The 20,399-nt window shown below is 34.0% G+C and carries 24 protein-coding genes and 1 other RNA gene; 12 read left to right on the forward strand and 13 right to left on the reverse strand.

What is annotated here, in order from left to right; genetic code table 11:
• Nucleotides 1–411: 411 nt before the first annotated feature.
• Nucleotides 412–1,146, forward strand: coding sequence for a carbon-nitrogen hydrolase family protein (locus tag K5783_RS05045; RefSeq protein ID WP_297472557.1), 735 nt, complete (start codon nucleotides 412–414; stop codon nucleotides 1,144–1,146).
• Here K5783_RS05045 and K5783_RS05050 read toward each other — a convergent pair whose 3' ends face one another.
• Nucleotides 1,147–2,241, reverse strand: a complete 1,095-nt coding sequence (locus K5783_RS05050; RefSeq protein WP_297472559.1) for an inositol-3-phosphate synthase — start codon at nucleotides 2,239–2,241, stop codon at nucleotides 1,147–1,149.
• Between the two features lie 102 nt (nucleotides 2,242–2,343).
• Between K5783_RS05050 and K5783_RS05055 the strand changes: the two genes are divergently transcribed.
• From K5783_RS05055 to K5783_RS05065, 3 genes are read left to right on the forward strand one after another with little or no spacing between them, the layout of a single operon-like run.
• A complete protein-coding gene (locus K5783_RS05055; protein WP_297472561.1) occupies nucleotides 2,344–3,285 on the forward strand; it encodes a deoxyhypusine synthase in 942 nt (313 codons plus the stop codon).
• Nucleotides 3,286–3,334: 49 nt separating this feature from the next.
• On the forward strand, nucleotides 3,335–4,048 hold the full coding sequence (locus K5783_RS05060; protein ID WP_297472563.1) for a PAC2 family protein: 714 nt from the start codon (nucleotides 3,335–3,337) through the stop codon (nucleotides 4,046–4,048).
• Between the two features lie 50 nt (nucleotides 4,049–4,098).
• Nucleotides 4,099–4,719: a LysE family transporter gene (locus K5783_RS05065; protein WP_297472565.1), complete on the forward strand. Its 621-nt coding sequence runs from the start codon at nucleotides 4,099–4,101 to the stop codon at nucleotides 4,717–4,719.
• Here the strand turns inward: K5783_RS05065 and K5783_RS05070 are convergent.
• The 3 genes from K5783_RS05070 to K5783_RS05080 all read right to left on the reverse strand — a co-directional run bounded on the left by K5783_RS05070 (nucleotide 4,716) and on the right by K5783_RS05080 (nucleotide 5,794).
• Entirely contained in the window at nucleotides 4,716–4,847 is a 132-nt protein-coding gene (locus K5783_RS05070; protein WP_297472566.1) for a hypothetical protein, read from the reverse strand. The two genes, K5783_RS05065 and K5783_RS05070, sit on opposite strands and share 4 nt — an antisense overlap.
• Before the next feature lie 88 nt (nucleotides 4,848–4,935).
• Entirely contained in the window at nucleotides 4,936–5,223 is a 288-nt protein-coding gene (locus tag K5783_RS11250; RefSeq protein ID WP_366939168.1) for a DNA-binding protein, read from the reverse strand.
• Between the two features lie 322 nt (nucleotides 5,224–5,545).
• Nucleotides 5,546–5,794, reverse strand: a complete 249-nt coding sequence (locus K5783_RS05080; RefSeq protein WP_109876106.1) for a hypothetical protein — start codon at nucleotides 5,792–5,794, stop codon at nucleotides 5,546–5,548.
• A gap of 72 nt (nucleotides 5,795–5,866) precedes the next feature.
• Between K5783_RS05080 and dinB the strand changes: the two genes are divergently transcribed.
• Nucleotides 5,867–6,961 (forward strand): DNA polymerase IV, encoded by a 1,095-nt coding sequence (gene dinB, locus K5783_RS05085; RefSeq protein ID WP_297472572.1) that lies wholly within the window; start codon nucleotides 5,867–5,869, stop codon nucleotides 6,959–6,961.
• Nucleotides 6,962–6,970: 9 nt separating this feature from the next.
• On the opposite strand, the gene artG is transcribed toward dinB, so the two are convergent.
• The 5 genes from artG to K5783_RS05110 all read right to left on the reverse strand — a co-directional run bounded on the left by artG (nucleotide 6,971) and on the right by K5783_RS05110 (nucleotide 10,191).
• Nucleotides 6,971–7,888, reverse strand: coding sequence for a thaumarchaeosortase (gene artG / locus K5783_RS05090; RefSeq protein WP_366939158.1), 918 nt, complete (start codon nucleotides 7,886–7,888; stop codon nucleotides 6,971–6,973).
• Nucleotides 7,889–8,129: 241 nt separating this feature from the next.
• Complete coding sequence (locus K5783_RS05095; RefSeq protein WP_297472576.1) at nucleotides 8,130–8,609, reverse strand: hypothetical protein; 480 nt, start codon at nucleotides 8,607–8,609, stop codon at nucleotides 8,130–8,132.
• Nucleotides 8,610–9,272 (reverse strand): DsbA family protein, encoded by a 663-nt coding sequence (locus K5783_RS05100; protein WP_297472578.1) that lies wholly within the window; start codon nucleotides 9,270–9,272, stop codon nucleotides 8,610–8,612.
• A gap of 32 nt (nucleotides 9,273–9,304) precedes the next feature.
• A complete protein-coding gene (locus K5783_RS05105; RefSeq protein WP_297472580.1) occupies nucleotides 9,305–9,502 on the reverse strand; it encodes a hypothetical protein in 198 nt (65 codons plus the stop codon).
• 320 nt (nucleotides 9,503–9,822) lie between these two features.
• The gene (locus tag K5783_RS05110; protein WP_297472582.1) at nucleotides 9,823–10,191 is read right to left on the reverse strand and encodes a C2H2-type zinc finger protein; all 369 of its coding nucleotides are present in this window, start codon (nucleotides 10,189–10,191) and stop codon (nucleotides 9,823–9,825) included.
• A gap of 83 nt (nucleotides 10,192–10,274) precedes the next feature.
• Here K5783_RS05110 and K5783_RS05115 point away from each other — a divergent pair, with 83 nt between their 5' ends.
• The 3 genes from K5783_RS05115 to K5783_RS05125 are packed head-to-tail and all read left to right on the forward strand — an operon-like array spanning nucleotide 10,275 to nucleotide 12,390.
• Nucleotides 10,275–10,661: a hypothetical protein gene (locus K5783_RS05115; RefSeq protein WP_297472583.1), complete on the forward strand. Its 387-nt coding sequence runs from the start codon at nucleotides 10,275–10,277 to the stop codon at nucleotides 10,659–10,661.
• A 27-nt stretch (nucleotides 10,662–10,688) separates the two neighbouring features.
• Nucleotides 10,689–11,573, forward strand: a complete 885-nt coding sequence (locus K5783_RS05120) for an NAD(P)-dependent oxidoreductase (RefSeq protein ID WP_297472585.1) — start codon at nucleotides 10,689–10,691, stop codon at nucleotides 11,571–11,573.
• A gap of 55 nt (nucleotides 11,574–11,628) precedes the next feature.
• Nucleotides 11,629–12,390, forward strand: a complete 762-nt coding sequence (locus K5783_RS05125; protein WP_297472587.1) for an SDR family oxidoreductase — start codon at nucleotides 11,629–11,631, stop codon at nucleotides 12,388–12,390.
• Here K5783_RS05125 and K5783_RS05130 read toward each other — a convergent pair.
• Nucleotides 12,379–12,960, reverse strand: coding sequence for a DUF99 family protein (locus tag K5783_RS05130; protein ID WP_297472588.1), 582 nt, complete (start codon nucleotides 12,958–12,960; stop codon nucleotides 12,379–12,381). The two genes, K5783_RS05125 and K5783_RS05130, sit on opposite strands and share 12 nt — an antisense overlap.
• A complete protein-coding gene (locus K5783_RS05135; protein WP_297472590.1) occupies nucleotides 12,941–13,066 on the reverse strand; it encodes a hypothetical protein in 126 nt (41 codons plus the stop codon). The genes K5783_RS05130 and K5783_RS05135 overlap by 20 nt, the downstream gene beginning before the upstream one ends.
• A gap of 104 nt (nucleotides 13,067–13,170) precedes the next feature.
• Between K5783_RS05135 and K5783_RS05140 the strand changes: the two genes are divergently transcribed.
• Both K5783_RS05140 and K5783_RS05145 read left to right on the forward strand, forming a co-directional pair.
• Entirely contained in the window at nucleotides 13,171–13,380 is a 210-nt protein-coding gene (locus K5783_RS05140) for a hypothetical protein (protein WP_109876263.1), read from the forward strand.
• Nucleotides 13,381–13,432: 52 nt separating this feature from the next.
• The gene (locus K5783_RS05145; protein WP_297472592.1) at nucleotides 13,433–14,647 is read left to right on the forward strand and encodes an NAD(P)/FAD-dependent oxidoreductase; all 1,215 of its coding nucleotides are present in this window, start codon (nucleotides 13,433–13,435) and stop codon (nucleotides 14,645–14,647) included.
• On the opposite strand, the gene K5783_RS05150 is transcribed toward K5783_RS05145, so the two are convergent.
• Nucleotides 14,648–17,605 (reverse strand): hypothetical protein, encoded by a 2,958-nt coding sequence (locus K5783_RS05150; protein ID WP_297472593.1) that lies wholly within the window; start codon nucleotides 17,603–17,605, stop codon nucleotides 14,648–14,650.
• 402 nt (nucleotides 17,606–18,007) lie between these two features.
• Here K5783_RS05150 and K5783_RS05155 point away from each other — a divergent pair, with 402 nt between their 5' ends.
• Complete coding sequence (locus K5783_RS05155) at nucleotides 18,008–18,637, forward strand: bifunctional 2-polyprenyl-6-hydroxyphenol methylase/3-demethylubiquinol 3-O-methyltransferase UbiG (protein ID WP_297472716.1); 630 nt, start codon at nucleotides 18,008–18,010, stop codon at nucleotides 18,635–18,637.
• Between the two features lie 33 nt (nucleotides 18,638–18,670).
• Nucleotides 18,671–18,950, forward strand: an RNA gene (rnpB, locus tag K5783_RS05160) — RNase P RNA component.
• Between the two features lie 23 nt (nucleotides 18,951–18,973).
• On the opposite strand, the gene K5783_RS05165 is transcribed toward rnpB, so the two are convergent.
• Complete coding sequence (locus K5783_RS05165) at nucleotides 18,974–20,332, reverse strand: hypothetical protein (protein ID WP_297472595.1); 1,359 nt, start codon at nucleotides 20,330–20,332, stop codon at nucleotides 18,974–18,976.
• Between the last annotated feature and the right edge of the window lie 67 nt (nucleotides 20,333–20,399).

Genomic DNA, 20,399 nt, shown 5'->3' on the forward strand with positions numbered 1-20,399 from the left:
AAGGATATGTTTTAAATTAAAAGTGGTTTCAGGCTTAATCGAGTTTCCCCTTGAACACCTGAAGCACACAAACGATAGGACGGTGATAAATTATCTACTACAAAATGGGAGATAACATCTTGTATGTATAGTAAAAACAGACAGAACTGTTCAGAAGAAATTTTATCTTTACCATAGATTGTTTGAAATAAATTATATCAATGGAGTTGTGATAAATCCTACAATTGAGCCGACCATGAATAGGAAGAGATTTTTTGGAAATACCATGTTATCACCTGTCCTTAAATTGGAATAAAAAATATAGATTGTTTGAAATAAACAGATCATTTTTGCAAGGAATAAAGCATTTATCAAAATTTTTCAAATTCAGTGACAAGTCACCTATAATTACCGAGGAAAGATTCAAAAATTATGGTAAAATTAGGATTAATTCAAACCACATCATACGAATCTAATCAGAAAGGAATAGCACAAGTTTCAAAGATTATTAAAAAACTAGGACAAAAAGAGACAAAAATAGTATGCCTGCCAGAACAATGGTTAAAGAACAACATTATCAAGGATTTTGATTCAGAGTTTTTAGAATTTAAGAAAATCGCAAGAGACTTTTCAATGACTATTATTCCAGGAGCGTTTTATGAGATTAGAAAAAACACCTCAATAATTGCTCCAGTTATTGGTCCTGAGGGTGAGTTCATAGGAAGACAAGAAAAAATCCATCCTTTTGATTATGAACGCTATAGCGTAAAACCTGGAAATGAGGCTAAAATTTTTAAAACATCTTGTAAGTTTGGAATAATTATTTGCTACGACATGGTATTTCCCAACGTTGCCAATGTTCTTGCAAAGAAGGGAGCTCAAGTATTATTTTCTCCAAGCAGAATTGTTCGAAGAGGGATTGTACCTTGGGAAATGTATGTTCAGGTCAGAGCACTAGAAAACAGAATACCAATTTTAGCTGCAAATGTGGAGAATCGAAGATTTGGAGGAAATAGCATTATTGTAGATTTAACAGAAGATGACAAAGTAGTTACAACAAAAATCATTAAATTAAAAGGAGCAAGTGAAAAAAGTAAAGAATTCATTCTTGAAAAATATGAGAAAAGTAGAAAAAGCAGATTTTCAGATTCAAATAAATTTCAATAATTAATTACCGGCAACAAACTTTTCGCATTCAGCTTTTGCGTTTACATCAGAAGTTTGTTCTATGGGATGTTTCATCAGATAAGCACTAGCAGGTTTAATTGGACCACCAACACCCCTATCAAGAGCAATTCTTGCCAATCGAATTGCATCAATTACAATCCCTGCAGAGTTTGCTTTGTCATCAACTTCTAAACGAACTTCCATGTTGTAAGGAATGTTTGCCCATTGACGACCTTCAATTCTCATAAACATCAATTTAGTATTTCCCAAGAAAGGAATAAAATCAGAAGGACCAACATAGATTTGATCATCATCTAATCTGTCTTTAAGCTGGCTTTGAACACTTTCTGTTTTAGAAATTCTCTTTGAAGCTAATCTATCTTGTTCTTTCATGTTTAGAAAATCAGTGTTACCACCCACATTGATTTGGTAAGTTTTTTCGATTTTAGTTCCTCGATCACTACATAATTTTGCTAATGTTCTATGTACAATAGTTGCGCCAACTTGTCCTTTGATATCATCACCAATGCAAGGAATGTTTTTTTCTTCAAACTTTTTGGCCCATTTCTCATCAGATGCAATAAATGATGGAATGCAATTAACAAAAGCAGTGCCAGTATCAAGACAGATTTGAGCCCAAAATTCAGTTACTTTGTCAGAACCTACAGGCAGATAAGATACAATAATTTCAACACCAGTGTCTTTTATTATTTTTTTTACTTCATCAGCAATTTGTTCAGGAGTTTTGTCACTTTGAATAGGTTTAATTCTATTTTCCACCCATAACCCTACACCATCCAAAATTGGGCTTTCATGAACTTTGGCGTCGGTTTTTGGCATTTCATCTCTAGGAACCCAATCAACCATGTTCGGATATTCATAAATTGCTTCATTGAGTAATTTGCCAACCTTGTTTTCCCCAACATCAAATCCGCAAACAAAGTCAATGTCATGTATCCCATATCCTGCTAATTTATCGTGAATGATTCCTGTAACTTCTTGAGAGGGGTTTTTACGGTAATATTCTATACCTTGAATTAATCCAGCAAAACAATTACCAATACCTACCAAACCAACTTTAATCCTATCAGCCATTTGAAGACTGGTGTTATTGGACTTGTTTAAAGTTTTCTTAGAACATACAGAAAATATTTCAATTAAGGCAGAATTTTATACTTGCCATCGACGAATAAAATCATGATAGAACCTGGACGTCCGGTTAAAGACATTGAAATTGATTCAGATACACCAATAGAAAATATTTTTGAAGAGTTGTCTCAATCAGGAGGATTTGAATCAGTAAATCTTTCAGACGGATTAGAGATTTTAACTGAGATGATTTCAGATAAACAATGTCTAAGATTTGTTTCATTTGTAGGAGCTGTTGTTTCAACTGGATTAAGAGGAATAATTAAAAATATGATCAAGAATAAATGGTTCGATGTTGTAATTACCACTTGTGGTGCATTAGATCATGATATTGCAAGGCATTTTTCACACTACAAAGAAGGTTCATTTACAATGGACGATATGGAATTGTCAAACCAAAATATTCACAGATTAGGAAATGTACTTGTTCCAATGGATAGCTATGGTCCACTTATAGAAGAGAAGATGCAGGGATTTTTAGAAGAAGAATATCAAAAGGGAGTCAAAGAGATGACCACTGCAGAAATTTGTAAAATGATCGGAAAGCATCTGGGAGAAGATTCATTTCTTTATTGGGCACACAAAAACAATGTAAGCGTAGTAGTTCCTGGAATTATGGATGGAGCAGTAGGCAGCCAAATTTGGCTTTTTGCACAAAAACATAGTGATTTTAAACTAAACATGACAGGTGATGCAGATTTACTTTCAGGATTTATTTTCAAAGCTGAAAAATCAGGAGCGTTTATGATTGGAGGAGGGATTTCTAAACATCATACATTGTGGTGGAATCAATATAGAGAAGGATTGGATTATGCATTTTACATTACAACTGCACAAGAATTTGATGGAAGTCTTAGTGGGGCACTAGTAAGAGAAGCAATCTCATGGGGGAAAGTTACACAAAAAGCTAGGCAGTCAACGCTACATGCAGAAGTCACAACAATTCTACCGTTTATTTATGCGGCATTAATTAAAAAATTACAAAAATAGATCATAAGGTAGACAAAAGATATTATCTGATTAGGATAAATAGAAACCATTGCTTCCTGAAATAAAAATTAGAGAGATCATACCAATAAATCTAGAAGGCGGGTACCTTATTGATGGGTTCCCATCTGTAGGATTTAGTAGCGCAATATCTTCAGAATCAATGATACACACATCAAATTTTGAATTAGCAGGCATAATAGATTCAGAAAATTTTCCACCAATCAGCATAATAAAAAATAAAATTCCAAATTTCCCAACAAGAATTTTTGTAAATGAAAGTTTGAAAGTTGGAATATTTTTATCATATTTCACTCTTGAGGAATCTCTGCACAGAGTTACTGCTAATGCAATGTTAGAGTGGGCAAAAAAACACAAAATTGAATTAATTGTAAGCAGTGTTGCAATAAAAGATCCAAAAGGAAATGAAGAAATGATTGGAATTGGGAGCACAGAATCGGCCAGAGAGAAAATCACAGATGCAGGTTTGAAAGTATTAGAACACGGGACAGTTCCAGGAATTCCAGGAATCTTGTTAAATGAAGGAAGTATAAAAAAACAAGATGTCATTGTAATAATTTTTCACACTGATGGAAAAGGTCCAGACTTTAAATCAAGTGCAAATCTTTGCTTAGCAATGTCAAAATTAATTCCCGGAGCTTCATGCAACATTCCATCATTGCAAAAAGAAGCAGAAAAAGCAGAGGAAATGATTAAAGAGGCACATGAAGAATCAAAACATCTAAAAGATTACATGTACAGATAAAAGTTCAATTATGTTTATTTTGTTACCCACATGGTTGCAATTACAAGAGAATGGAACAGTTTTTTGAATTTGCACTATCGGTAATTGTTATTTCAGCATCAGGAGTAATGACTCCAGGCCCACTTTTTGCAGCCAATGTATCTTATGGATTAAGAGAAGGTGCAAGATCAGGAATCAAGATGGCAATTGGTCACACAATTGTTGAATTTCCATTAATTGTTTTGTTGGGAGTAGGAGTATTCTCATTTGAGATTTTTCCAGAATTTAGAACAATAATTTCTATTTTAGGTGCCATCACACTTTTTATGTTTGCAATTATTCAGATTAAGACAATTTTTACAAGAAAAGAAATTTCAAAAATAAAAACAAAACAAGGACCGTTAATTACAGGGATTTTGCTTAGTGCGTTAAATCCATTTTTTATTATTTGGTGGCTAACAATTGGTTTCAAATTAATATCGGATGCAATGTTGATATGGGCATTTGCAGGCATCATCATTTTATTTGCATTGCATATTTGGATGGATTTTGCATGGCTTGGCGCTATTTCATTTTTTACATCAAAGAGTTCAAAAATGATATCTAATAGAAATTACAAAATGCTAATGATCAGCCTAAGTGTGGCGTTAATTTATTTTGGAATATCTTTTTTGTCAGACACAGTATTTTAACCACAATCTAAAATTTCAATTTCAGGTTCACATGAATCATTAAAAAGATCAATCTTTTCAACAATCATTTCACATATTTCAGGATCTAAAGATTCTTCAAATGTGTTAATTTCATTTAAAATTTGCATATGTTTTATACCACAGGAATTGTTGGATAAACTAAGAAACATCATCATAATTAAAATTACGAATAAGATTAGAATGAGTTTTTTTAAACTAATTTTTTGAAATATCAATTTCCATAGTGGAAACATTACGTTGTTTTCCATCTTGAGAAGTAAGTGAATCAGATGAAATTCGTACATCACTAATCACGTAGCCTACCGAATCCATTCTTTTTACAATCATTTGGGATACATCAACGGCTTGAGTTATTCTTTTTCCTCTAGCTTTAATTGTCACAGTAGGCCTTGTAGAAAGTTGAGTTAAAGTTGCTGAAACATAGGTCATGATAGGTTTGGTGCCAACAAAAATTACATCTCGTTCTTCTGGCGGATGATGTATTTCAGAAGTTTTGTGTTGTGGTTCAGGTTCTGGTGCAGATAGTTGTGGTTCAGGTTCTGGTGCAGATAGTTGTGGTTCAGGTTCTGGTGCAGATAGTTGTGGTTCAGGTTCTGGTGTTGGTTCAGGTTCTGGTGTTGGTTCAGGTTCTGGTGTTGGTTCAGGTTCTGGTGTTGGTTCAGGTTCTGGTGTTGGTTCAGGTTCTGGTGTTGGTTCAGATTTAGTTCGGGTGTCAAATTCAGATAAAATGTCTTCTGCGTCTTTTGATTTTTTAGAGTCGTTCAATTTTGAATTCCTGTTATATGAAAACTTTCCCCGGCGTTTATTAATTTTTCAGGTTTTGCCCATCAAGATAGTCTTCAAGTATTTTTTCTAATTGATCTTCGTTACTAGCCTTTCTTATTTTTTCAACCAAATCCTCATGTTCAATTTCATAGCAGTTTAACACATCTTGAGAATCTTTGAAAACCAGCATTGCCTTATTTTTAAAAATACAATGATACAGTTTTTCTTTTTCCATTTTTTCTGGTTTTAGATTAATGCCATTTTCATCAGCAGAGACGGGATAATCCATAAAATTATGAAACATGATCAGTATTTAGATGAATGCACAATATAGTAATAATCAAAACATTATCTAAAAGTATTGGAAACAAGAGTGGTTTTCCACATAGATTTTGATTATTTTTATGCTCAATGTGAAGAGACAAGATCACCCGAATTAAAAACAAAACCAGTTTGTGTTTGTGTTTTTTCAGACAGAGGAGGAGACAGCGGTGCAATAGCTACGGCAAACTATGCTGCAAGAAAATATGGAGTTAAATCAGGAATGCCGATTTCGTTTGCAAAAAAAAGACTAGCAAGTAGAAATGATGCAGTGTTTCTACCAGTAGATTTTGATTTCTATTCAGACATTTCTGAAAAAGCAATGAAAATTATGAAATCCAATGCAGATATCTTTGAATATGTTGGAAGAGATGAGGCCTACTTGGATGTAACAAAAAGAGTAGAAGGAGATTTTAAGAAAGCAAGTCATCTTGCACAGCAAATTAAAAATTCCATTCGAGAAAAAATCAAACTTAGTTGCTCAATAGGAATTTCACCTAACAAGTTGATTTCAAAAATTGCATCAGATTATCGAAAACCAGACGGTCTTACAGTTGTAACTCCAGATAATATGAGTGAGTTTTTAAATCCTTTAAAAATCAGAGCTATTCCAGGTATAGGGAAAAAAACTGATGAAAGATTCAGTGAAATGGGTTTGGAAACAATACAAGACTTGAAAAAACTAGATGTTTTTACATTGAATAAAGAATTTGGAAGAAAGAGTGGGACTTACATCTACAATGCAGTGAGAGGGACGTATAATGAACCAGTCAAAGAAAGAGAAGCAAGCATACAGTACAGTAAAATTTCAACATTAAAAAAAGACTCAAAAGATTATCAATTTCTATCTGAAAGTATTATCGATTTATGCAAAGAAGTACATAGCATACTATTGAAGAATAATCGGATGTTCAAATCAGTAGGAATTCATCTAATTCAATCAGATTTATCAAGTAAATCAAGATCAAGAATGTTGAAAAATCCGACTTCAAGTATTGAAGAATTGCAAAAAAATGCGGACCAATTACTAAGAGAAGCATTAGAAAACCAAACCATCACAATCAGGAGATTAGGTGTGAAAGTTACAGAACTTTCAGAAGTTCAAGGGCAAAGCAGCATTACAAATTATTTTTAAATAGAGAGATTATTGTTCAAGTTTCTTCATACGTCTGGATTCTATCAAAATTACTACAAGTATGAATGCAAACAGCCATGGCAGAAACATGATCTCACCTGCAATTTTGTGATATTCTTCCCATGCTACAGGATCTGTTGTTACTTTAAGGGCATACCAAGATAAAGAAAAGATTCGAATTAAATTGACTGTGATTGTCCCTATAATGCCTAAAACAAAATACATGGCTTTTCGATGTCTTGGAATGTTCAGTTTTAACATGAAGGCACCAATTACCAAGGAAAAAATAATAATACTGTGAACTCCAGCAGATGGCCAAAATACCTGAAGTGCCATTGAACCATGTTCCCCACGCAAAAACATCACATTATCTTTGGCAACGGCAGTTCCAAGATCAAGTATTGTAATAACCCACACGTTAGTTTGAACAAAATATGGAACAACATATTGTAAAGGTCCCAAAGTGTCATATGGGAAAAATGCATCAAGCGAAAGGATTAGCGCAGTACCAGTCAGGAAAATAGGTCCGGCAGGAGCGATTCTAATCCATCTCTTGCCAAAGAAAATAGTCAATGCTGCAACAACAAAAATTGCCATAATAACAAAGTCCCACATCCATGTCCAAGAATAAATTAATTGTACGTCAAACTGTTCTGCAGATTCAATAATGTAATCTCTTAAACCATACTCCAACGAAATCAGATATGCAATAGTCAGAAACGACAAAGGGATTACTGAAAGAAGTCGTTTTTTAGATATGACAATTTTTAGTCCAATTAATTCGGCCACTATGAAAACAAGTGCAAAGAAATAACCTCCTCTACCTTCATTCCAACTCCATGCGATGGAATCAGGGAAGGCAATCATTGAAAAAATGATAGGGCCAGATATTATGAAAATTCCAAAAATAATATTCCAATTCTGCATTAGTTAAACCTAAAAAATGGCAAATAAATAGCTCAACTTTGATGATTTGGAAAAATCATTCTTTCATTAAAATTCAAAAAAACGCTAATCTTCGGCATCCTCTATTTCATCTGACTCAGGATCTCTTCTACTAGGCCTAATTGGGACATAAATGAATGTCATATAATCAATTAAAAGTCCTACAACATACATTTCAAGGTTGTAAAAATTTGCCTAATTGGTAATTTCTGATGCATCATTATCAAGTATTGAGAGTACATTCAATTTTAAGAGATTTTACAGTAGTAAAATAAGTGACAATCAAAATGACAATTGCAATAATTCGAATCGGAACATCATAATTGGTTAGAAATGCAGTTGCAGTTGCACCTACAGAACCAAAAGTCGAGATTATTGCAAATCCTACTGGACCACAACTACACGCACCAGCAACAGCACCAACAATGGATCCAATAATACCGCCACCCATTTTTTGTTTTGAACTTTTTAGAATGGTTATTCTAAAAATATTCATCGGGATAACCAGTCCAGATAGTGCAGAAAGTATTAAAATTAATACAAATCCCAATTCAGTCCCAACAGGTAAATGACTTATGATGTAAGGTTCTAAGAAAATGTATTCAGACAGAATCAGTAAACCAATTACCATAGAAACAAAAATAACAGATGCTAATAAGACATATTTGAAATTTGAGAATACAAGTTTGGTAGTTTGTATCATTTAGATCATAGGATCCAGAATTTGTTTAAAGACAGAAAATGGTTGTGCACCACTGATTTGTTGTTGTCCGTCAGGACCTACAATAAAGAATCCAGGGGTTCCTCCAACACCATGATCTTTTGCTTGCTGTATATTATACTGAACACGTTTTGAATATTTTCCTGAATCAAGACAACTATCAAAGAGATTCATGTCAAGACCCAAACTAAATGCAAATGCTTTTAGTCTTTCAGAATTTGCCCAACCGCCATCAATTTTCGATTCTTGTGAATTGTAAAGAAGGTCATGATAATCCCAATACTTTCCTTGATCTTCAGCACAGTATGACGCTTGAGCTGCTTTTAGAGAATCACTTCCCAAAAAAGCTAAATCAACAAAAACTAAATTTACTTTTCCTGTTTCAATATAATCACGTGTTATTGCAGGTTTTGTGTTATGAAACCAATTATAACATTGGTGACATTGGTAATCACCAAATTCAACAATTGTGATTGGAGCAGAAGGATCTCCTAAAATTGCAGAACCCATAGCAGTAGAGATGGTACCATGCATTCTACCCACATCAAGATTCGCAGTTTCTGTGGGTGATGAAGAGGCAGATACTGCAATACCAACAATAATTGCTGCAACTATAGATCCTAAAACTACAGCTTTTTTACGCATGTTTCAAAACATATCGAATTGGTTAAAAAAACTTATTCCAAATTACGTGATGATTTTCGTTTGAACAGATTTAGAAATTTTGCAATAATAGTATCAATAGGACAAATCTCACAGGAAGCAAGTGATGAGTGACTATCAAGATGTTTTTCAAATTTTTCTCGAGATTCAAAAACAAGATCACATTTTTCACAATAAACTTTATTCACATTGTTCTTCGATGGTGTATTCATAAATTTTTTTGTGGACTGATGCTTATAAAGATCCTGTTGAAAATCAAATTATGATTAAATTCTTTGATGACGGTTAGAGGATTTTTCGATGACGCTAGAAGTTTTATAATTATTGTAGTTTAAGATACTACGTAAAGCCCACCACACAATTGTAATTTATGATATTTTTGGAAAACAATTAAAGATAGAAGGCATGAGAACAGATCCAAAATATAAGTTGCACAAAGTCAGATTTCAGAATACCAAAACATTTTCCACATTATAATTTCTCATTGCCGCAAGAGATACCAATGAAAGATTTGGGTTTCAGAATTTAAGAATTAGAGATAATGAATTCTCATGTGAACATTTAGTTCAACTTGATATTTTGTCACAAACCCACAATGTGTACAAGAAAACAATTCAGATTGATCTACAGATTCTCGTTCTATCACCCTACCTGAAATAGAAGTAATGTTAATTTTTTCATTATTTGAAATTACTGCAAAGTTTCTTCCTTCATCTATTGAATCCAAGTATTCTTTAATAGCAGAAATAACTAAAGCGATGTCAAGAGTTTCATCATCATTAAAAGTAGAGAGAGTGAACTGGTGTTGTTTGATAGTAGGAATAGCAGCTACCTTATCTGCAACATAAACGAGTAACTCGTTTTTTATAGATGATACATCTTTGCAGTCAATAGTAAGCATGAATTTTAATGAATTTATCAATATTTTAGTTTAACAATAATTTGAAAATGATTATTATGGTTTGATATTGTGAATTTGAATAGATGAGAGATTCAGAAACATTTGGGGTTGAAAAAGGCCACGGAGAAGAGATTGTATCATGGTTAAACAACCAGGCAAAAATTCAAGGGGTAAAACTTGAAGCTAGATTGTATGGATACGATATTTCGACTAAAAATTTTGGGGATTTTGAATTGTTTTCGTGGATTGGAGATGTGCAAATTGCAAGAAAAATGATCATAAAAGCAAGTAAAAGATTCAAGGTAAAAGTAATCGAAGGAGGATACAAACCAAAAGAAAAATTACTCAGATTAAAAAAATTTGATTTTGCCAAAGTCAAAAAGGGAGACAAGACAATAGGATTATTAGAATTTGCATCATCAAGATTTGGAGATAAACAATGGGAGATTCAAAATGAAGAACGTCATTAAAATAATAATTAAGAGAGTTGAAAAAATATGAAAAAAATAGGAATTGTAGGATTAGGAATGTTAGGAAATGCTGTGGCACTGCATTTGTTAGATGTAGGATTTGATGTCACAGTATACAATAGAACAAAAGAAAAAACAATTCAAGTTAAAGAAAAAGGAGGAAAAGTTACATCATCACCAAAAGAAACTGCTGAAAACGCAGAGCTCGTCATAATAGTAGTTAAAGATGCAGAGGCAGTAAAACAAGTATCATTTGGAAACAAGGGAATCATAGAATGTAAAAACGAAAAATTGATTGTTGCAGATATGAGTACAGTTGAACCGTCAGAATCAAAAAACATCTCAAAAAAATTTCAAGAGCACAATATTAACAAACTGGATATTCCAGTAATGGGGGGACCAAATGTAGCTATCACAGGAGAACTAGTCATGATGGTATCAGGAGATAAAACTGCTTTTGATAATTGTAAAAACGTTCTAGAAAAAATTGCAAATAAAGTATTTTTCTTAGGAGGAAGCGGGATAGCACATTCAGTTAAACTTGCCATGAACCTACAAATAACTATGCTTGCTCTGGCACTATCTGAAGGGATCACTCTTATGAAGAATGCAGATGTGGATCCAAAAATATTTCTTGAAATTTTAAACTCTACGTATTTTAAAACTGGCATGAGTGAAAAAAAGGCATACAAAATGATAGACGGAGAATATACCGCAACATTTACTCTTTCAAACCTAAAAAAAGACATCAGTACTATTACAAAAATGGCCAAATCCTTAGGAATAAAACTCCCAATGATAGAAAAAGCAGAGGAAGTGTATGACGACGCCCTAAAAGAAGGACTGGGGGAGATTGACTATACAGGGATAATAGAGTACATCAAAAGAATTAATGATTCCAAACAAAAATAATTGCACGAATATAATTAAACAAAAATTCTATAAGTTATGAGTTCCTTGTGCTAGTATGAGATTAAGTGATAAAGTCGCCATAGTAACAGGTGCATCAAGTGACATAGGTAAAGGAATTGCTAAAAGATTTTCAGAAGAAGGGGCAAAAGTAGTCATGGTTGCAAGAAACCTAGAAGGATTGGAAAATGCAAGAAAAGAGATAGGAAATGAAGAGTCAACAGCATCAGTCACGTGCGATTTGATAGATGAATCACAAGTATTACAAGCAGTAAATCAAATCATGGACACGTATGGGAAAATAGACATTTTAGTAAATAATGCAGGAGCAATCAATGATCCAGTACATTTTCACGAAATGAAAGACGCAGAAATTAAAAAACTCATAGATGTTAACTTGTTAGGAGTCTTTCATATGACAAAAGCAGTTCTTTCAAAAATGTCAGACGTAAAAAGTGGTGCAATTGTAAACATTGGCTCTATTTCAAGCGAAAGAGCAATTCCAAGAGTGCATTTGGCAGTGTATTCAGCAACTAAAGCAGCAATTTCCATGTTTACAAAATCAATCGCAGTTGAATATGCAAGAAGAAACATCAGATGTAATTGCGTCAATCCAGGAATTATTAATTCAGGAATGATTAAACCATATCTAGATGATCCTCAAGCAAGAAAAGTTCTCGAAGAAAGATTACCACTTGCAAGAGTCGGCGAACCTGTAGATGTTGCAAATGCAGTACTGTATTTAGCATCAGACGAGGCAAATTGGGTGACTGGAACTATCTTAAATGTAGATGGTGGCAAAACAGCTTCAGAAGGATAACCCTTTTTCAAACAATGTTTTTGCCAGTAATTGTGATACACGGATAGGTTCTGGGATAGAACCATCCAATGTCAAATCATCAAGAAGATGTCGTACATCATTTAGTGAACAGCCCTCTCTCCGAACAAAAATATCATGACATGTATGCAAAGTAATCTTGTCTCTTTTACCCAATTTATTATATTCAGAAAGTTTAGATTCAAATGAATTTGGAAAATGTTGTTTAATGGCACTATCTATTCCCACAGAATCATTATATGAAATTCCAATTATAGGAATTGTTAGAGAATCAAACAATTGTTTTATGTCTATAATATTATACATAGAGACTATCAAACCAGATATCAAAACATAGCTAACATCAGGTCTCTGAAGTTCATTATACATCTTCAAGATGGAATCTGTAGCATCATCACCGCCTATTGTAGTACTTCCAAATACAAAATCATCAATGATGAAATCTCGTCTCATTACAATTCCAGATAAAATAGATTTTGAAGAATTTGGTCCAAAGCTTTCAGCAATAGCAAGGCCTCTCAGTCCCTTTTTTTCAAGATGAAGAGATCTCATTTTTCTTTGCCCTCAAGTATGCTCTATAGCTTAATCCCGTAATGGTCATAATTATACCAGTAATTACAGACCACATAACGAAAGATGCGATTTGAGATTCGTCCATAAATTATTAGGAATTTGTAAACATCTAAAGTTTCGGTTAGGAACAAGAATGTCAAATTCAATTTTGCCTGAAACATCTAAATAGATTTAATGCAAGTGAAATTTATGCCTGAATTTATTTGCCCTGACTGCGGGAAACGACTATTTCATGAAAATGAAACAACGTTAAAAATCGAGGAAACAATTCATTCAAAATTCTGCAGGAAAACCGAAGGTGAAACACATAGTTTTATGCATCGAGATCCAGCACATATGCAAACTTTTGATTCAGAAAGAGAAAACGATACATCAGGCACGCCAGTGTTAAAGAAATAATTTCAAAAAAATACCTCAAAATTATATCCTAGGCATTACTGATGGAGTCTAGTTGTCAGAGGAATATCATTATGATTTAGTTGTAGTAGGAGGAGGTCCAGCAGGTTCATCAGCAGCATATGAAGCTGCAAGAAACGGAGTCAGGGTGGCCATGCTAGAAAAAGAAAATTCAATAGCAGAAACAGTTAGAACAAGTGGTGTAACATGGATTCAAAACATCAAAGAGTTTGGAATTCCAGATGATTGCTATAATCCCATAAAAAATTTCTCATTTTGTTCACCAAATAATGAAGTTACAATTAGCGATTCAGTTCCACGAGCTGCCGTGTTAGATGTGAGAAAAACATACAGATGGTTAGCTCAAGAAGCAAAACAGTCAGGCGCAGATATTTTTGTCAAAATCAATGTTAACAATGTAATTAAAAATGAAATGGGAGACATCATCGGAGTAAGCGGAATTGGGCCAAATGGCAAAATCACATTTCATTCCAAAGCAGTGATAGATGCAAGTGGATTTCCTTCAGTTGTTGTCAAAGCAATGGGATTTGCTACTCAATGGAAAAGATTTGGTGCAGGAGCTGAATACGAGGTAAAAGTAGAAAATATCGATCCAGACACATGGTGGCTAATGGTGGGTAAGCAATATTCACCTGCAGGATATGCGTGGATTTTTCCTCTAGGAAATAACATTGCAAGAATTGGAGTGGGTGTTGGAAAACCAGAATCGAATGTAGATCCAACTCAAAGACTAAAAGAATTAATGGATTCAAAGTTAGGACCAATTAAAAAACTGGGAAAAATATCACCAATTGAGTTTCATTATGGGTTGATTCCAAATGACGGATTATCAAGAAAGACAGTGTTCAATAATTTAATTTTAGTTGGGGACTCTGCAGGACAGGCAAATCCATTGGTTCTTGAGGGAATTAGATATGCTATAAAATTCGGCAGAGTTGCAGGAAAAGTAGCATCAGATGCAATTAAAGCAGGAAACACAGATGAAAGTTCTTTAAAAGCCTATGAAGAAAATTGGAAAAAAGAAATCGAATCCAAGATTAATTCTGCTGGAAAAGTACAGGATAGATGGATTGGGTTATCTGATGAAGAATGGGATAAAGAGTTAGATATCATTAAAGAATTAAAACCTGAAGAGTTCATTGATTTTATAAAAGCAGAATTTGGGTTATCAAACATGATAAAACTTGCTACACATCATCCAAAACTTGCAGTAAGACAGCTCTTTAATTTAGTTAAAGGGAAAAAATGATCATTTCACATTAAAAAAGTCAGTTACTCGCGTATCATGATATTCTAATTGAATGACGTGCAGACCAGAATCAAATGGTTTTGATATTATTTCTGAAAATAAGCCTGAAGAATTATCTTTAAGAGGAATCTCCTCTATCAAATTCCCTTTCTGATCAAAAATATCAACAAAGATATCTTCTCTAAATGCAATTGTCTTCTGAACAGCCCCAGATATTATCAGTTTATCATTATCATAGGAAGCTTCAATCACTGCGGTACGGGAACGGATGGGAAGGTATCTTTCAATGATCATTTTTAATTCATCGATGTTTTCATCTACACTTTGAGCATTCTTATCAGTAAACCCTGACTTTATTTCATTAATTACAGATGAAAATCTAGAATTACTAGCAAAATCTTCACCGCCAAATTTTTCTGCAAATGATTCTAGTTCTTCAAATTCGCGTGCTAATTCAACCATATTCAAATCAGTTTCACTGTATTCAAAATCAAATTCTTCTTCAACATGAACAATTTGAGTAGCCTTAGAATCTTGATATTGTAACATTACAACATATAGGCCAGGATCGGTGGGGGCAATCCATTGGGTGAAAAAATCACCTTGCTTGGTATCAGTAAATTTTAAGCTACTGTGAGTACTTCCATCCATATTGAAAACAGTAACGTAAAGATTTTCGCGCCTATCAAAAATAGATTTTTCAGTAGCGCCCTTTAGAATCCAAATATCTTTTTCTGCATCAAATGAGATATCATATATTATTTTTGGGTTTTTGAGAACCAGATGTTCACTAAGATAATCACCAATTTCTGAAATTTTGGATTCTGCGTCGACAAAGTTTGCAATATCAATTAATTCATTAGCATCAATCATCATTTGATCATACTCATCAACGTATGCAGAAAATTCACTGTTGTGGAAGGTGGACACCATGTTTGAAAAAGTGCTGAGTTTTTTACGGAATTCAATACGCTTTATCTCATCTGCAGTATATCCAACATCAGACCCCAGAGGATCATTTGCATAAGCCTGTGAAACATCTGTCCATTCACCAAATAATTCTCTCACTAACGTATCAGCTTGATCAAGATCATTTTGAATCACAAGATCCCTTACGTTATCTATTTTCTCATTGAATTTTTCAGTGAATTGAATATAGTTTGGTAAAAAGCGATTCTTGGTTAAGCTGAGTTCAACCAAGTTTTCAAGAGATTTTGCACGTTGTAAAATATCACTAGCACGTACTTTGAATGCATCTTTATCATAAGAATCCAAATCGGATTTGATCTGAGGTGCTTTTTCACTTACCCAGGTTAGCAAAACTTCAATCCTATCAATTCTTGTTATTGAGGGGTTCCCAGATTCCATTTGTTTAGCAGTATCTAAAATTTTAAGAGCATTGTCAATCAAAAATAGATTTTCGTAATCAGCGTGTAACTCAGCCTTTTCTTTCATAGTCTTGTATTGGAATTCTAAAACAATCAATGGGTTTCGTTTTTCTCTGAGTTCAATCATTGATTGATCAAATTCAGAAACAATATCCAAAATCTCATCAGGTGATTTAGCATTTTCCACTCGCTCTAAAAGTAATTTCCAATCAGATACAAGACTAGAATCAATACCGCTTGATTGTGAAATCTCGACACTCTTGTTAATTCTTGAAGAAATATCTATAATCTGAACCATCTGTTTTATGACATATTCAGAATCCAAGATACTTTGAACGGATGTAGCGAGTGCAAGATCTGTTTCCAAATCCTCCCAGTCAGGCATGATCAGATTAGCAAGTTCACTGTTTTCTTCGGAATCGCTTGAGATAAATCTCTCAACAGTGTCTAATTCTCTCAATAGAATTGCGGCCTGATGTAATTCCGAAACGCGTGTTTTAGAATCAAGTAGATCTTCGATAGACTCTTTTTCCATTAACGAAGGTTTTAGCAATTCCCAATCATTTTGAATTAATCTGTAAAGATCACTTTCTTTTCTAGATACGACATCAAGATATCGGGATTTTGAGAGAATGTCAATTAGTTCGTTCAATTCTTCAGAATAAATTGGAGCGGTTCCCCTAGCAAAAATAAAGCCCACTTCATTTTTCACAGGCTTGCTCATCACAGTGTCAGACTTTGTCATCAAATTAAGCAATGTCTCTTCTAATTCATCAAATGTAGGAGTTCTTTGATTAGTTGCCTTTTCAGGATTTACGTTTCTAATGTCAACAAAAGCATCAGTTAGTAAATCAACTGCCTTTGTTTTATCACCAATATGATAATAAAATATTGCAGAGTAAATTGTTCTGTCAATAGATTTTGCAAGATCAAAAGATATTTTGTCATCATCTAATAACTTCTGCACAGAATCAAGGGAAGAGGATATTGCAGGCCTAATTAACGGATCAACCTCAAGAATCAAATCACTCACAAAAAACTCACTCCATAAATCAACATATGTGGTTTCCAAGTCAGACAAATCATTTGATGTTTGATTTGATATAGGGGATGAAATATCAAACAATGTGCCAATTAACAGACCTTGATCTTTTACTAAGTTTTGTGCAAGAGAAAGTTTTTCTTCATTGTTGGGTTCAGAAAACGAAGATGAAGACACAGTAAATGTCGTAGATTTTGAATAATCACCATAAAATAATTTTATTTCATATTCACCAGAAAGCCCACAAATTCTTCCTTTCAATGGAATAACATCTGTGATGAAAATTCCATTGGGTAAGGGTATTAGTTGTTGGATTTGACATAAGTCGCCTTCAGGATTAAAAATTTGCATTATTAGGAAAGAATCATCGGTAATGCTTGCAATTTGGCCATAAATGAAAAGAGGTTCACCATGGTCATAATTTCCAAAATCATCAAGAAGTGTAATCCTGTCAGGACTTTGAGCTGATGCATACACAGGCATTAATAAAATAACAATTAGGCTCAGAATTACCGGAATTTTCCCCATAGAATTACAAACCTACGTTAATCATACTTAAAACTTGAGTAGCTATGATATGTGAAATTTTTTAATATTTGATTTGATCAAGCCATGGCAACTACCATCCGATAGTTGCCAGACTTGATTTTTGGCACAGTGTTGGTATGGTCGATATTTTGCGACATACAAATTGAATGAAATTGCACTAGTGTGCAAAAGGCACAATCTTTACAAATCATACTATTAGGCATCAAACATTGAGAGCATTTTGAATACTCGTATAATTTTCCACCGCATTTTCTGCATGATTCATCTGGCAATTCTTTTCAAATTAATTTAATGCAAATAAAATATAAGCAACACGTAGAAGTTGTTCATATCAATCATCAGTGAAACAAGATTATAATGGAAATAAAAAAACAAGGAAGTATGGACAAGGTTAGAAAGACGTTTGATGAATGGGCTCAAAATGGACGAGCAGAATTAATGGAAATAGAGCATGGAAAGAATGTTGTAAAATTTTTGCAAACAATATCATTTGATAAGCCATTTACATTTCTAGATGTCGGTTGTGGAAATGGATGGGTAGTTAGAAAAATAGCAAAAGAAAAAAACTGTAAAAAGGCGATAGGCATAGATAAAAGTAAAAAAATGATCATTCAAGCTACACGAAAAAAAGAAAACAACAAAGAAGAATACATTCACACAGATGTTGAAACAATGAAGAATAGAAGAAAGTTTGATTTTGTTTTTTCGATGGAGTCTCTTTATTATGCAAATTCAATGGAGTTAGCACTGAAAAAAATATTCAAACTACTAAAACCAGGTGGAAAATTTTTTTGTGGAACGGACTTTTATTCAGACAATAAGGCCACTGCTAAATGGGCAAAAATTATGAAAATACAGATGCACCTACATTCAAAAAAAGAATGGAAAGAGTTTTTTAAAAACGCAGGATTCATTGTAAAAACAAAACAAATCAAAGATTTGAGAAATACAAAAAAATGGAAGCGAGAATTTGGCACATTATTCATCATAGGCACAAAGCCTAAAAGGTAATATTCAAATTCAATCAAGAAACACAACTATCATGTGAGCTGGAGCACGATACGCTGCTACGGCAGAGGAAACTCCTCCCTCCATACAGGAAATGTGATCCGGAGATGGATAATCAGAGATGATTGGCAACGGAGCAGAAAAAAATCCAATATGGCGCACTATGATGGCAAAACCTGAGGTTTCCATAAAAGGAATGAAAAAAGCCGTCCCACATGGAGCAAGGCCAAACAGAACTTTAAGTTCCTGTACTAGGTTCAGGTAGGCTGCAAAGCGAAATATCGTGGAAACAGAAGGAGGGTTACTCCCAGCACACATAATTTTTTAATTTTAAAAATGTTAGCTCATTGAGCGAACTTGCTCTTTACAAATCTCTGCATTACACTTGCATGAGGCATCACACAAACATGAACCGTGCATCTCACAATCACACTCAGAACCCATCTCAGCAGATGCTGCACATCCACAGGCTGCCTCTTCAGTAGCGGATGTCTGTGGTGGTGGACTTTGTTGTTGTGCATTATCATAAACGCTTCGGGTTTGCTGATAATCAGTTTCATCCTTCAACTGTGCTTCACCTCTATTCGTTTGATAACCACCAGACGATGCACTAGTTTGATAACCAACTAATCTGTTTGGATCAATTCCTTGTTGTCCAACTTTTTCATTTTTAAGAGATCTATTACTTACAATGAAAAATGCAATTCCTGCAATCGCGGCCATTCCTGCCATTCCATAAACTATCATAATTGGAAAGTCACCAGTAGAAGTTGTTGCATATCCCTCCGGAGGCTTTGGTGTAACACCTGCAATTTCAAGACCATCCAATACATCCAAAGCTCCAAAACCTATGGTAGCCAAGTTTGCTTGGTCGGCGGATTGTACACTTCTAACGGTATATTTTTGATCAGCAACAACATCAGCTGTAAAGACTCTTTCAACCTGTCTTCCTTCCCTAATGCTGCTTTCTCCCATTGTCCAACTTGACACTACAAAACCAGCTATTTCTTCATCCAATCCAAATGTTCCAGCATCTACATTGATTCCAGTTGGATCAAACAAAAAGTGCCAATTTGTAAGTGGTTGTTCTAAAATAAAATCAGCATTAATAATTGGTCTATGTAAAACTTGTTCAGCTTCAGTTCCAGCAAATACAGCATATACTTCAGGTTCCTTATCCCTCAACATGTTAATTGGAATATTGATTTCTACTCCATCGATATTGACTTCACCATTAACAGTCATTCCTCTCCATCCTAGGTCAACCAAAGTTCTTTGGGCATCTTTTGTGATTACATAATCAGACAATGTACCTTCCAAGAGAACTTTATAGTCAATTGACGTATTGATAGATCTTCCTTTAAGTAAGAATTCATAGGATACATTCAAATCGGAAACTTTTGCGTGGCTTCCATCATTAGAGAGTTTTTGATTTAATTTTGCCATTAATTCCTGAACGCCAGGATTTGATGAATCTGCAGAACCTGAAACTGTCCATTCTTTTCCTTGTAATTCATCAAAGAGTTTTCCGCCGTTTGGATATTCAATGAAGACAGTTTTGAGATAATGCATTGAAAATGGTGAAGAATCTGAATTAGGATTAATTCTAGCATCCAATTGTGCAGCCCAAGCGGTACTGCTAGCTCCAATAACAACAAGTACTGCAAGCAAAACTGTTAAGAGTACAGCTTTAGACACGAGTGAAATCCACAAAATAACAGTAATAAACTTATCTTAAGATTATTGATCGGTATTTTTTGAAAAA

The sequence above is a fragment of the Nitrosopumilus sp. genome, from assembly GCF_025699125.1.
GTDB lineage: Archaea > Thermoproteota > Nitrososphaeria > Nitrososphaerales > Nitrosopumilaceae > Nitrosopumilus.

What these genes read in the sequence shown, in the direction of transcription:
- K5783_RS05125 (WP_297472587.1), top strand. Translation starts at nt 11,629, where the DNA reads ATGAGATTAAGTGATAAAGTCGCCATAGTAACAGGTGCATCAAGTGAC.
- K5783_RS05120 (WP_297472585.1), top strand. Translation starts at nt 10,689, where the DNA reads ATGAAAAAAATAGGAATTGTAGGATTAGGAATGTTAGGAAATGCTGTG.
- K5783_RS05100 (WP_297472578.1), bottom strand. Translation starts at nt 9,272, where the DNA reads ATGCGTAAAAAAGCTGTAGTTTTAGGATCTATAGTTGCAGCAATTATT.
- K5783_RS05130 (WP_297472588.1), bottom strand. Translation starts at nt 12,960, where the DNA reads ATGAGATCTCTTCATCTTGAAAAAAAGGGACTGAGAGGCCTTGCTATT.
- K5783_RS05140 (WP_109876263.1), top strand. Translation starts at nt 13,171, where the DNA reads ATGCCTGAATTTATTTGCCCTGACTGCGGGAAACGACTATTTCATGAA.
- K5783_RS05055 (WP_297472561.1), top strand. Translation starts at nt 2,344, where the DNA reads ATGATAGAACCTGGACGTCCGGTTAAAGACATTGAAATTGATTCAGAT.
- artG (WP_366939158.1), bottom strand. Translation starts at nt 7,888, where the DNA reads ATGCAGAATTGGAATATTATTTTTGGAATTTTCATAATATCTGGCCCT.
- K5783_RS05110 (WP_297472582.1), bottom strand. Translation starts at nt 10,191, where the DNA reads ATGCTTACTATTGACTGCAAAGATGTATCATCTATAAAAAACGAGTTA.
- K5783_RS05095 (WP_297472576.1), bottom strand. Translation starts at nt 8,609, where the DNA reads ATGATACAAACTACCAAACTTGTATTCTCAAATTTCAAATATGTCTTA.
- K5783_RS05050 (WP_297472559.1), bottom strand. Translation starts at nt 2,241, where the DNA reads ATGGCTGATAGGATTAAAGTTGGTTTGGTAGGTATTGGTAATTGTTTT.
- K5783_RS05150 (WP_297472593.1), bottom strand. Translation starts at nt 17,605, where the DNA reads ATGGGGAAAATTCCGGTAATTCTGAGCCTAATTGTTATTTTATTAATG.
- K5783_RS05080 (WP_109876106.1), bottom strand. Translation starts at nt 5,794, where the DNA reads ATGGATTATCCCGTCTCTGCTGATGAAAATGGCATTAATCTAAAACCA.
- K5783_RS05115 (WP_297472583.1), top strand. Translation starts at nt 10,275, where the DNA reads ATGAGAGATTCAGAAACATTTGGGGTTGAAAAAGGCCACGGAGAAGAG.
- K5783_RS05065 (WP_297472565.1), top strand. Translation starts at nt 4,099, where the DNA reads ATGGAACAGTTTTTTGAATTTGCACTATCGGTAATTGTTATTTCAGCA.
- K5783_RS05135 (WP_297472590.1), bottom strand. Translation starts at nt 13,066, where the DNA reads ATGGACGAATCTCAAATCGCATCTTTCGTTATGTGGTCTGTAATTACT.
- K5783_RS05070 (WP_297472566.1), bottom strand. Translation starts at nt 4,847, where the DNA reads ATGCAAATTTTAAATGAAATTAACACATTTGAAGAATCTTTAGATCCT.
- K5783_RS05045 (WP_297472557.1), top strand. Translation starts at nt 412, where the DNA reads ATGGTAAAATTAGGATTAATTCAAACCACATCATACGAATCTAATCAG.
- K5783_RS05155 (WP_297472716.1), top strand. Translation starts at nt 18,008, where the DNA reads ATGGACAAGGTTAGAAAGACGTTTGATGAATGGGCTCAAAATGGACGA.
- K5783_RS05105 (WP_297472580.1), bottom strand. Translation starts at nt 9,502, where the DNA reads ATGAATACACCATCGAAGAACAATGTGAATAAAGTTTATTGTGAAAAA.